11 protein-coding genes and 1 tRNA gene are annotated in these 10,563 nt (G+C 62.3%); 6 read left to right on the forward strand and 6 right to left on the reverse strand.

Features of this window, described 5'->3' with window-relative positions; all coding sequences use genetic code 11:
• Positions 1–870, reverse strand: coding sequence for a DMT family transporter (locus ABGT79_RS07450; RefSeq protein WP_346665671.1), 870 nt, complete (start codon positions 868–870; stop codon positions 1–3).
• Between the two features lie 272 nt (positions 871–1,142).
• On the opposite strand from ABGT79_RS07450, the gene ABGT79_RS07455 reads away from it, so the two are divergent.
• Positions 1,143–1,871 carry a sulfite exporter TauE/SafE family protein gene (locus ABGT79_RS07455; protein ID WP_346665672.1) on the forward strand — a complete coding sequence of 243 codons (729 nt, stop codon included), beginning with the start codon at positions 1,143–1,145 and terminating at the stop codon, positions 1,869–1,871.
• A 141-nt stretch (positions 1,872–2,012) separates the two neighbouring features.
• On the opposite strand, the gene ABGT79_RS07460 is transcribed toward ABGT79_RS07455, so the two are convergent.
• The 4 genes from ABGT79_RS07460 to ABGT79_RS07475 all read right to left on the reverse strand — a co-directional run bounded on the left by ABGT79_RS07460 (position 2,013) and on the right by ABGT79_RS07475 (position 5,988).
• A complete protein-coding gene (locus ABGT79_RS07460) occupies positions 2,013–3,164 on the reverse strand; it encodes an alanine--glyoxylate aminotransferase family protein (RefSeq protein WP_346665673.1) in 1,152 nt (383 codons plus the stop codon).
• 431 nt (positions 3,165–3,595) lie between these two features.
• Entirely contained in the window at positions 3,596–4,783 is a 1,188-nt protein-coding gene (locus tag ABGT79_RS07465) for a class I SAM-dependent rRNA methyltransferase (RefSeq protein WP_346665674.1), read from the reverse strand.
• Positions 4,784–5,047: 264 nt separating this feature from the next.
• Positions 5,048–5,422: a diacylglycerol kinase gene (locus tag ABGT79_RS07470; protein WP_346665675.1), complete on the reverse strand. Its 375-nt coding sequence runs from the start codon at positions 5,420–5,422 to the stop codon at positions 5,048–5,050.
• A gap of 2 nt (positions 5,423–5,424) precedes the next feature.
• On the reverse strand, positions 5,425–5,988 hold the full coding sequence (locus tag ABGT79_RS07475; protein ID WP_346665676.1) for a hypothetical protein: 564 nt from the start codon (positions 5,986–5,988) through the stop codon (positions 5,425–5,427).
• Positions 5,989–6,200: 212 nt separating this feature from the next.
• Between ABGT79_RS07475 and ABGT79_RS07480 the strand changes: the two genes are divergently transcribed.
• The 5 genes from ABGT79_RS07480 to ABGT79_RS07500 all read left to right on the forward strand — a co-directional run bounded on the left by ABGT79_RS07480 (position 6,201) and on the right by ABGT79_RS07500 (position 8,650).
• Positions 6,201–6,578 (forward strand): hypothetical protein, encoded by a 378-nt coding sequence (locus ABGT79_RS07480; protein ID WP_294489275.1) that lies wholly within the window; start codon positions 6,201–6,203, stop codon positions 6,576–6,578.
• Positions 6,578–6,883, forward strand: coding sequence for a ribosome biogenesis factor YjgA (gene yjgA / locus ABGT79_RS07485; RefSeq protein ID WP_346665677.1), 306 nt, complete (start codon positions 6,578–6,580; stop codon positions 6,881–6,883). The genes ABGT79_RS07480 and yjgA overlap by 1 nt, the downstream gene beginning before the upstream one ends.
• 81 nt (positions 6,884–6,964) lie before the next feature.
• Positions 6,965–7,040 (forward strand) — tRNA-Ala (locus tag ABGT79_RS07490).
• A gap of 60 nt (positions 7,041–7,100) precedes the next feature.
• Entirely contained in the window at positions 7,101–7,775 is a 675-nt protein-coding gene (locus ABGT79_RS07495; RefSeq protein WP_346665678.1) for a phenylalanine--tRNA ligase beta subunit-related protein, read from the forward strand.
• A complete protein-coding gene (locus ABGT79_RS07500) occupies positions 7,775–8,650 on the forward strand; it encodes an EamA family transporter (protein WP_346665679.1) in 876 nt (291 codons plus the stop codon). Before ABGT79_RS07495 ends, ABGT79_RS07500 begins: the two co-directional genes overlap by 1 nt.
• Positions 8,651–8,716: 66 nt before the next feature.
• Here ABGT79_RS07500 and mgtE read toward each other — a convergent pair whose 3' ends face one another.
• Entirely contained in the window at positions 8,717–10,102 is a 1,386-nt protein-coding gene (gene mgtE, locus ABGT79_RS07505; protein ID WP_346665680.1) for a magnesium transporter, read from the reverse strand.
• Between the last annotated feature and the right edge of the window lie 461 nt (positions 10,103–10,563).

A 10,563-nucleotide genomic window follows, 5' to 3' on the forward strand; every position in this document is an offset into this window, starting at 1 on the left:
CTAGGCTTTTTGCCTGGAAACGAGCGCCAGACAGATGCCGCCGAGAATGGGCACGGAGCACAGGGCAAGGCGCAGGGTGATGGGTTCGTTGAGCAGCAGCACGGCCAGCACCGCAGTGATGAGCGGCACGCTGAGCTGGATGACGGACGAGCCGGTCAGGCTGTAGCGCGGAACGATGACGTACCACAGAACATATCCGGGCGCGGAGGCCACGGCGCCGGCGGCCAGAGCGCAGGCCCAGGCCGCGGGATGCGCGGGGCCCTCAAGCATCATGGCGGCGCATGCGGTGACGACGCCCGCAATGGCGCAGCGGAAGAAGTTGCCCGCCGTGGCCAGCGAGGCGGAAGACGCGCCGCGGCCGCAGATGCTGTATCCGCCCCAGGAGAGACCGGAAATCACCATGAGCAGGGCGCCGACCAGCGGCGGAGCGGTCAGACCGGGAGAGAGCAGGGCCAGAAGGCCGGCAAAGGCCAGGGCGAGACCTGCCGCCTGCATGCGGGTGAGCCGCACGCCTTGGGCGAGGCCCCATCCTACCATGCCGAACTGCACGGAAATATTGAGGATGAGCGTTCCTGCGGCCGAAGGCATGGTCAGATAGGCGAGGGAGAAGCACAACATGTACAGGAAGAGAAACAGGGAACCGGCCCAGGAGCTTTCCTTCCAGGCCTGTTTCCACACGGAGCCTTTGCCGGGCGCGCCGCGCACCACATGAAGGGCGCACAGCAAAGCCAGCATGACCGCGGCGGAAAGGCCGCGTATGGCGGTGTACTGGAGCGGCTCCATGCCCCAGACGACCAGAGCCGCACGGCACAAGATGGAGTTGAGAGCAAAAAGCGTCAGACAAAAGGCGGTGGCAAGAAAAAGTCGCATGATTTATCTCACAGGTCTGTTTGTTTCATCAGGGATGCAATGCATGTTTCATGCCAGAGCGGCTTATGCCGCTGAAAAACTTTTTTACTATTGATATCGACATATTGCTGAATATGCCGGTGAGATCGGACAAGGGATGCGGCGACGGCATCCGCAGGAGACCGCAACGTTGTGCCATACGGCATAGGCGAAAATGCACAGCGTGAAGCGGGAGCGCGTCGCGCCCTGACGACGGGGGAAGACCGTCGGGCGTTCGGTCATGGGGACGGAGTATGACGATTTCTCTCATCATCAGTTTTGTAGTCGTGGGCTTTCTTTGCGGCGCCACCAGCATCGGCGGCATTCTGCTCATTCCGGCCATACAGTACGGCACGGGCATGCCGCTTTCCCTGGCGTCGGGCACGGCGCTGTGCAGCTTTTTCTTCACCGCCGCAGTAGGCACGTTCCTGCACTGGCGGCGCGGCAATCTGAAAAAGGAGATTGTGGTTCCTCAGTGCATCGGCGCGCTGCTGTTCAGCTGCTTCGGCGCGCTCACCAAGCACGTGGTGGGCGACGTGGCGCTCAACGCCATTCTGGCCGTGCTCATCATCATTTCTGGCGCGGCTGCTCTGCGTCAGCCCCATCCCATGCGGAGCATGGAAACGGAACGCGGGCGCTTCCGCTACCTGCTCTTCGTCGGCTCCTTCGTCGGATTCATGGCCGGCCTCACCGGCATGGGCGGCCCGGTGCTTTCCGTGCCCATGATGATCGTCATGGGCTTTGCTCCCTTCGCCACGGTGGCGGCGGCGCAGCCCTTCCAGATGTTCGCCTGTCTTTCCGGCAGCATCGGCAACATCATCATCGACCAGATCAACTGGAATATTGCACTGATGTCCGTGGTGCTTCAGAGCGTGGGCGTCTGGGCGGGCATACGCGCGGCCAGCCACATGAACACGGCGCTGCTCAAAAAGGCCATTGCCTTCCTGTGCATGTTTACCGGCGTGTTCATGCTGCTGCGCTGAGACGTCCTTTGCCCTTCATGTGAAAGAACCGGCCTGACAAGTTCAGGCCGGTTCTTTTTTTGTGAAAAGGCGTCGGCAGCCGCCTCGGGTGCGCTGGTCTGGACGCGTGTTTGAGGCTTTTTGGGGATGTGCGTCTGCCGATTATTCTCCGAGTGCCGCGTGATAGGCGTCGAGTGCGGCTTCGAGATAGGCTCCCTTCGGCTTTTCCGGCAGGCTCCAGGCAAGCGCGTGCAGACCGGCGGCGAGATCCGCCCAGTCTATCCAGCCCATGTGGGCGAGGCGAATCACCTTGTCCTTGAGGTCGCCCTGACCGGCGGTGAGAATGACGCCGCAATCCTTGAAGGCCTTGGCCACGATGGGACCGGCGGGCATGTCTTCGGGCATGAGAACGCTGGTGAGGCCCCAGGTGTAGCGGCCTTCTTCCTTGACGAACAGGTTCATGCCCATGGCGGCAAGGCCGGTTCTGGCCATCTGCGTGAGGGCCCACTGCTTCTTGAACACGTTTTCCATGCCGAACTCATGCAGCATGGTCAGCGCTTCGTGCAGGCCCATGAGCAGGCTGATGGGCGAGGTGTAGTGAGTCTGATTCTTGGCGCAGCTGGCCCGTTCCTGAATCAGATCGAAGTAGTAGCACTGGGGGCGCACTTCTTCGGCGCGCTTCCAGGCGCGGGGCGAGAGGGCGATGAAGGCCAGACCGGGGGGCAGCATGAGGCCCTTCTGCGAGCCGGTGATGAGACAGTCGATGCCCCATTCGTCCATGCGCACGGGCGAGATGGACACCGCGGAAATGCCGTCGGCCACGAAGAGCACGTTGCGCTCGCGGGTGATGGCCGCCACTTCCTGCACGGGATGAAGCACGCCGGTGGACGTTTCGGAAATCTGCATGAACACGCCGCGGATGGCGGGATCGGCGTCGAGCATGGCGCGGATTTCCTCGGGATCGAAGGACTTTCCGGCGTCCTTGCGCAGCACTACGGGGGTGAGGCCGCGCATGGTTGCGATGTCCACCCAGCGGTTGCCGAAATATCCGGCCGTGGCCACGAGCACCTTTTCGCCGGGTTCAAAGAGATTGAACGCGGCGGCGGTCATGCCGCCTGTGCCGGAGCTGGCCAGCGGAATGACGGGAGATTCCGTGCAGAAGAGCTTTTTGAGCATGATCTGGTTTTCGGCCAGAATGGTCTTGAAGGCGTCCTTGCGGTGATGAAGCAGGGGGGAGGCCATGACCAGACGAACGCGGTCGGGAATGGGCGTGGGGCCCGGGGTAAGCATACGGGTAGCCTGAATGGATGACATGACAAAAACCTCTTGTGCCGGCGGCGCGCCGGAATGGGTGGCGCGGAAAATGCGCGTTTTTCACGGTATAGAAAAAAGAAGCGCGCAGCAAGCGCAAGTCGGGCCCGGCGAAGATAAGCTGCCGGGAGCAAAGGTCGTTTTCGGCAGGAGCGCTCCGGCGGCGAGGGCAATTGCAGAATGGCGCAGGCCGGGATTCGAGGGCACGGCGTCTTTCGGAAAAAAACGGCAGGCAAAAGAGCGCAGCGCCGGTCGGGCGGACGCGTTGCGGCTTCTTCGGCGGGAAAAAGCCGTCTGTCGGGCGCGCCGGGCAGGGGGGGACATGCCGGTTGCCCGTCCCCGCCGCATTGCGCGAGGCGTTCACGTTTTTCCTGGCGGGGAAAGCGGCGTTTCGGGCGTAAAAAAGGGCGGCCTGAAAAGGTCGCCCCTGATGCCTATTCCGGCAGATGGAAAAGGAAGGTCTTGAGATAGGCCGTTTCGGGCATGGCCGGATGAATGGGATGATCCGGCCCCTGAAAGCCCTGGAACAGCAGCCGGGCGTGACGGCGTCTTTTGCCTGCCGCGCGGGTGACCAGATTGCGCAGGGCGTCGGCTTCCAGATGATGGGAGCAGGAGCAGGTCATGAGCATGCCGCCGGGACGCACGAGATCGAGGCCCAGTTCGTTGACGCGCTGATAGGCTTCGAGGCCCTGACGGGCGTCCTTTTTGCGCTTGATGAACGCGGGCGGATCAAGGCACACAATGTCGAAGGTGCGGCCTTCGCGGCGAAGATCGGCGAGCAGAGTGAGGGCGTCGCCCTGAAGGGATTCCGTGGCCGTGCCGAACTGTCCGGCGTTGCGTTCGGCGTAGGAGAGCGCGTGGGCGGAAGCGTCCATGAACGTGACTTTTCCCGCGCCGTTTTTGGCCGCCAGCGCGCCGAATCCGCCGGCGTAGCAGAAGGCGTCCAGCACGGTGCAGCCCGGCTGCGACTGCACGAAGGGCGCAAGCGCGGCGCGGTTCAGGCGCTGATCGTAGAACCAGCCCGTTTTCTGACCGCCGCGCAGAGCGACGGCATAGCGCATGCCGTTTTCTTCCACAAAAATTTCGTCGGGCGCGGAGCCCAGGGCGACGCGCTGAAAGCGTTCGAGGCCTTCAAGATCGCGGGAAGCCACATCGTTGTCGAGCAGAATGGAGGCGGGGTGAAGCAGCTCGTCGAGCACGGCAACGAGTTCGTCGGTGTGCGCGTCCATGCCCGCCGTAGTGATCTGGCAGACGAGGTGATTGCCGTGCCTGTCGGCGATGAGTCCCGGCAGAAAGTCGCCTTCGCCGTGGCAGAGGCGGTAGAAGGGCGCATGGAACATGCGTTCGCGCAATGCCAGAGCGTCGGAGAGGCGGCGGCGCAGCAGATCCGCGTCGAGCGCTTCATCCGTCTTGCGGCTCACCAGGCGCACGGCGATGAGCGAGGCGGGATTGACGTAGCCCGTGCCGAGCGGACGTCCGCCGCAGTCGGCCACGAGCACGGACTGCCCCGGCGCAAACGACGAAAGCGGCGAACGTTTGACGTCTATTTCGTTGCTGAACACCCAGAGGTGTCCCACGCGCAGGCGGCGGTCTTCGCCTTTTTTGAGAAAAACGGTTTCCATGGGCGTTTCCCCGATGCGTTGAAGGAGTGCCGCAGGAGAATGCTGCGGAGAGAAATCGGAAGGCTCTGCCAGTGTTCGGATTGCGGGCGCGCGTCGCCTGATCGCTTGATCGGAGCCGGTGTTGCGGCGCTCTCCGGACGTGTCGGGCACGTCAGGTCGCCGGGCGCGAAGAGCTTGCGTTCATACGCTGCCGTGTTTCGGCAGGTGGCAGGGCATGCGCGGAAGGCGGCGCGCTTTGGAGAATGAGAACGCGCCCCGTCCGGCTCAGAACAGTCCCAGAATGAAGATGCAGAACCAGAGCGCGGCGTTGAGCGCCAGCATGAGGAACACGGCGGCGGAAGCCATGTCCTTGGCGTTTTTCACCGCAATGTTGTAGTCGCGCGTGATGAGGTTGAGGGCCTCTTCAATGGCCGTGTTGATGAGCTCCGCCATCATGACGAGCAGCCACGCCCCAAGCGCGATGAGCCACGTGGTCAGGGGCTTGCCGCACGCGGCGAGCAGCACGATGAGGGCGATGAAAACGCCGCATTCCTGCCGGAAGGCAAGACTGAGGCGCACGCCCGTTCTGAGACCGGCCAGAGAGTAGCCCGCGGCCTTGAAGATGTGGAAGAAGCCTTCCTTCAGACGTTCGCGGTCCATGACTAGGCCTGCTGCTGCGGATCGCCGCCGATTTCAAAGGAGCGGAATTCGCTGGACTGACCGTTGGCCTTGGGGCATTCCTTGCGCAGATAGCAGATGTCGCACGCGCCGTGGAAGGGGAAGGGCGTGAGCACGCTGAACTTGGGCAGCATGGAATGCGTGACGTCCTGATAGTCAAGGCCTTCGGCGGCCAGCGCTTCGCGGAGCGCGGCCGTGGGCTGGGGAGCGGGCGCGCAGCCGGCGTCTTCCACTTCGGGCATGAGCTGATAGACGGCGCACTGGCACATGGTCTGGGCAAGGGCGCTCAGGCGGAATCCGTATTCGGCGGATTTTGCCCATTCTTCGTCCACTTCCTTTTCCACGTCCTGATCGAGCCAGAGCGCGAGATAGCGACCTTTGCCGGTTTCCAGCTTGATGGCGTGCAGCTTGGGCAGCCAGCGTTCCCACGCGTCGGCCAGCTCTTCGAGCACCTTGCCGCCGAGCCGCTTTTCGGAAAGCAGACTCAGCAGCAGTTCAAAGTCGAAAATGGGGCGGACTTGCAGCGTTTCCTTGGTGTAGCTGTTCATAAAAATCCTCTCGGAGTGATGTCGGACCGGCCGGGGTTCCCGCCTGAGCCGTCAGGAATGTTTCAATGTGCCGCGAGGCCGCGGTTCCGTCAAGTGTCGGCCGGTCAAAACGGCCCGGAGGGGGGAGGATATTCTTTACTTGCCGGGCAAGGCGGGATATGAAAGGAAATTCGGGTTCGTCCGAGAGGCGGCCCCATTTTTGAGAGGTCCTCATGAGTCAGATCAGATATCCCAGCAGGGTGCGTTACGAATACACTCAGGATCCCGACTGTCGTCTGCAGTACACGCACGGCGTGTGGGGCGGCATCAATCCGCAGGGTGAAATAGAAGTGAATTTCTATGTGGAAAGCGACAAGCTGCCGTCGTTTTCCGAAAGAGCCGTGGAGCCGGACGGCGCCTTCGGAGCGGAAGTGGTTCCCTTCGACGAAGAGGAGCGCGTCATCACGCGACACATCCATTCGCGGGTGCTCTTCAACTATCACACGGCCCGCGCGCTGATGGAGTGGCTGGAAGAGAAAATCGACACGCTCGAAATGGAAGAGAGCGCCAATTTCAATCCCGACGAGAGCGGCCCCGAGGTGCAGCAGTAATGCCCCGCAAGAACCGGTATCAGATAGGCGGCGCGGAGGAAGAGGAACGCGTAAGCCGTTCGCAGAAAAAACGCGACAGCGCCGCGCTTCAGGCCGTGGGGGAAAAGCTGGCCAGAATTCCCGCCGTGAAGCGGGCCCGTCTGCCGCTCCCGCCCGATCTCAAGGACGGGCTCGACGAGTACGACAGGCTTTCCGGCTTTGAGGCGAAAAGGCGTCAGCTTCAGTACATCGGCCGTCTCATGCGCGAGGCGCAGGAGGAAGGCACGCTTCAGCCCGTGCTCGACGCCCTTGACGTGCTGGAATAAGCTTTCGGCAGGAAAAACGGGGCGTATGCCGCTTTTTTTCTTGACGGATGCTGCCGAATCTGGCAAATGTACATGTGCAACGGGGATGTAGCTCAGTTGGGAGAGCGCTTGAATGGCATTCAAGAGGCCAAGAGTTCAATTCTCTTCATCTCCACCAGAATTTCAGCCGCCTGTACACACAGGCGGCTTTTTTCATATCTGAACCGGAGCGTGCCTCATGAAGCCGGATTTGCGCATTGACGACGATATGCATGCCTGCTGCCCGGACTGCCGTCTGGGCTGGCTGATCTATGACGCGGAACCTCGTGAATCCGACGCGTCCGTATGGAACGCGGTGGAGGAGCTGCTGCCCGCATTGAAGGCGCAGCTGGATTCGACGCCCCTTGCCGACATGCCGAACCTCGGCGAGTCGCGCCGCGCGTACCGCGCCTGCGGCAAGGATCCCGGCCGCTGGAGAGTGTCGTCCGAAGCCCTGTACCGGCGCGTCCGTCAGGGACGGGACTTGTACCGCATCAATGCCGTGGTGGACGTGAACAATCTCGTTTCTCTGGAAACGGGATTTTCCCTCGGCTCCTACGACAGGGATCGTCTTGAGGGGTCCGTCGTGCTGCGGCGCGGAAAGCCCGGGGAATCGTATCCCGGCATCGGCAAGGACTCCGTGAATCTGGAATGCATGCCTCTTCTGGCCGACGAAGCAGGCCCGGTGGGCAGTCCCACGAGCGATTCCACGAGGGCCATGGTGACTCCGGAAAGTCGCCGTCTGCTGACGGTGATCTATTCCTTTTCCCCGAGGGCGGAACTGGAAAAGGCGCTTGCGCTGGCCGTCGACCGGTTCGGAACGCTGGCGGGCGCATGCAATCTTGAGTTCGGCATAGTGGAGAGAATCAGTTAATGAAGCTTAATTTCAGTGATCGCGGATTCTGGCTCGGCACGGCGTACTGCGTGCTTGCCGCTCTGGCGTGGGCCATCATCGGGCCCGTGTCCCGCGTGTGCTTTGCGGAAGGCATGGAGCCTGCCACCGTGGCGTTCTGGCGCATGGCCATTTCCGGCGTGTGCTTTCTCATTCACGCCATGCTCGTGGGCGGCCTGCATGCCGGAAGGCGCGACCTCGTGAGCATGATGCTGTTCGGCGCGATCAACGTTTCCCTCGTGATTCTTTCCCTGCAGATTTCCATTCAGAAAAGCGGCGGAGCCATCGCCATCATTCTCATGTTCACGGCTCCGGCGTGGGTGGCCTTTTTCTCGCGCATTCTGTTTCATGAAGCCATCAACTCGGCTAAGATCACGGCCCTGGCGCTGGCCATGGTGGGCACCAGTCTGGTCTGTCTTTCGGGCGGAAGCTTGGGCGGCGAGGTGTCGTACGTGGGCATAGGCTGCGGCCTGCTTTCCGGCTTCACCTACGCCTTCCAGTTCCTGTTCTTTGCCTGGTACAAGGATCGCTATTCCACGCAGGCGTTGTTTGCCATGACCTTTCTTCCCGCGGCGGTGGTGCTTTCCTTCTTCGCGCATTTTCGGCCCATATCCATGCATGCGGCGGGAGCGCTGTTCATTCTCAGCTTTGTCTCGACCTATGTTTCCTATTTCTGGTACGGCCAGTCGCTGCGCTATCTGTCGCCGGTTCAAGCCGCCATTCTGGGCAATCTGGAACCGGTGGTCGGCACGCTGCTGTGCTGGTGGCTCTGGAACGAGAATTTTTCCTTCATCGGCTGGGTGGGCTGCGCGCTGGTCATCGGCTCCGTGCTGCTTCTGACCATGAAGCGATCCTGATCTTTTCCGGCAGCGCCGGACAGCGCCGAAACGTCTCCCGCGCGGGGAGGCGCTTCGGCGCTTTTTTTATAGGAGCGCGGCCGCGAGCGCGTCGCCGAGGAAGAGGTAGGCGAAGCCGAAGTAGATGAACACCCCGAGCAGATCCATGACGGACGTGATGAGCGGGGAGGAAAGCGTGGCGGGATCCGTGCCCATGCGGCGGGCGAGGAAGGGCAGAGCGAGGCCGATGAGACCGCCGGAGGCCGTGCAGACGAACATGCTGAGTCCCACGGTGAGCAGCACGGGCGCATCGACGCCCTTGGAAACCCAGGCGAGCGAGCCTTCGATGAGGGCCACGGTGAGCCCGAGCGCGCAGGCCACGGGAAGTTCGCGCCGGAACACGCGCCACAGCTCCCTCATGCCGGGGGTGACGTCGCCCACGGCCATGGCCCGTATCACCAGCGTGGCGGACTGACTTCCCGTATTGCCGCCCATGTCCACGATGGGCGCGATGAAGGCCGCGAGCACGATGACACGCGAGAGCATTTCTTCCTGCGCGGCCACGAAGTTGCTCGTGACCACACCGAACACCGTGAGAAAGACGAGCCAGAATGCGCGCACCTTGAACATGCTGAACAGAGGGGATTTGAGCAGATCGAGTTCCGTGTCCCCGGCCGTGGCGGTGCCGCCGAAGCGGGCAAGCTGGGAGGCGTCCTGTTCCTTTTCCACATCCATGGCGTCGTCCACGGTGATGACGCCCATCATTTTGTTGTGTTCGTCGGTGACGGGCAGGGCCAGCAGATCGTAGCGGCGAATCATTTCCGCGGCGCGCTCCCGGGGCCAGGACGCGCGGGCGCACACCGGGTGACGGCGCATGACGTTTTCCATGAGCTCGCCGTCGTCGGCGAGAAGCAGGTCCCGGAGCGATGCCGCGCCGAGCAGACGCTGCTCCCTGTCGAGCACATAGACGACGTAAATGGATTCGCATCGGCGGGCGGCGGCGCGCACGGTCTTGAGCGCCGCGGCCACGCGCGTTTCGGGCAGCACGGAAATGTATTCGGAAGTGGCGACGGAGCCGGTGCTCTCTTCGGAAAAGGCGGAAAGGCGCATCAGATCGCGACGCACGTCTTCGCTCAGAGCGGCAAGCAGAGCCTGCTGAGCCTGCGGCGAAAGCAGCGCGTAGAAGTCGGCGCGTTCGTCGGCGGGCAGATGTTCAAAGAGGCGCGCCGCCTCGACGGGCGGCAGGCCGTGAAAAATTTGCGTCTGGAGGGACTCGGAAAAATAGCCGAAGAGGGTTGCGGCGATTTCGTCGTTCAGTTGTTTCAGAAGCGTGAGTGTCGTGGAGACAGGCAGTTCGGCAAGCGCCTCTGCGGTGTCGGAAGGATGCGCCTTTTCGACGAGTCTTGCAAAGTCGCGGGTGTTGCCGGCATGGGACAGTTCGCAGATGAGACGCAGAATTTCCTTATGGGTCATGGCTGTTTTCCTCTGTGATGTCGGAAGAAGGGGAAAGAAGAACGGCGACGGACGGACGGTTCGTCGGACAGCTGCTGTGGTTGTCCATGAAGATCTCCTTTTGAGTGTGTGGGATGATGTTTTGGGAATGAGGGGCGCGGCGTTGCCGTGCGCTTTGAGGCTGCCTTGAGCGCAGTTCGGGCCCGGGCGGCGCAGCGGCCTCAAGACGGGCGACGGCAAAGACCGAACTGCTCAGGAACTAGCGCAGCGAGAAAGGGCAGGGAGGCGTGAAGAATCGCAGGAACGCGAAGGGGAGGCCCCGCCGGAAGAGGCGGGAGAGGGAGGGAAAAAACATGGGGAGCTCCTCGTCAGGCTGTCCGGCCTGCGGGGAGAGGGGGCGCAAGGTCGGTCAGCTCAGGGGGTTGAAGGTGAAGCAGCGTTGACTGGGACTGTCGGAGGACATGATGACTTCCTTGCGTAAT

The sequence above is a fragment of the uncultured Mailhella sp. genome, assembly GCF_963931295.1.
Lineage (GTDB): Bacteria > Desulfobacterota > Desulfovibrionia > Desulfovibrionales > Desulfovibrionaceae > Mailhella.

Excerpts from the sequence above, each read along its gene's own strand:
- ABGT79_RS07450 (WP_346665671.1), bottom strand. The coding sequence starts at position 870 with ATGCGACTTTTTCTTGCCACCGCCTTTTGTCTGACGCTTTTTGCTCTC.
- ABGT79_RS07455 (WP_346665672.1), top strand. The coding sequence starts at position 1,143 with ATGACGATTTCTCTCATCATCAGTTTTGTAGTCGTGGGCTTTCTTTGC.
- ABGT79_RS07460 (WP_346665673.1), bottom strand. The coding sequence starts at position 3,164 with ATGTCATCCATTCAGGCTACCCGTATGCTTACCCCGGGCCCCACGCCC.
- ABGT79_RS07465 (WP_346665674.1), bottom strand. The coding sequence starts at position 4,783 with ATGGAAACCGTTTTTCTCAAAAAAGGCGAAGACCGCCGCCTGCGCGTG.
- ABGT79_RS07470 (WP_346665675.1), bottom strand. The coding sequence starts at position 5,422 with ATGGACCGCGAACGTCTGAAGGAAGGCTTCTTCCACATCTTCAAGGCC.
- ABGT79_RS07475 (WP_346665676.1), bottom strand. The coding sequence starts at position 5,988 with ATGAACAGCTACACCAAGGAAACGCTGCAAGTCCGCCCCATTTTCGAC.
- ABGT79_RS07480 (WP_294489275.1), top strand. The coding sequence starts at position 6,201 with ATGAGTCAGATCAGATATCCCAGCAGGGTGCGTTACGAATACACTCAG.
- yjgA (WP_346665677.1), top strand. The coding sequence starts at position 6,578 with ATGCCCCGCAAGAACCGGTATCAGATAGGCGGCGCGGAGGAAGAGGAA.
- ABGT79_RS07495 (WP_346665678.1), top strand. The coding sequence starts at position 7,101 with ATGAAGCCGGATTTGCGCATTGACGACGATATGCATGCCTGCTGCCCG.
- ABGT79_RS07500 (WP_346665679.1), top strand. The coding sequence starts at position 7,775 with ATGAAGCTTAATTTCAGTGATCGCGGATTCTGGCTCGGCACGGCGTAC.
- mgtE (WP_346665680.1), bottom strand. The coding sequence starts at position 10,102 with ATGACCCATAAGGAAATTCTGCGTCTCATCTGCGAACTGTCCCATGCC.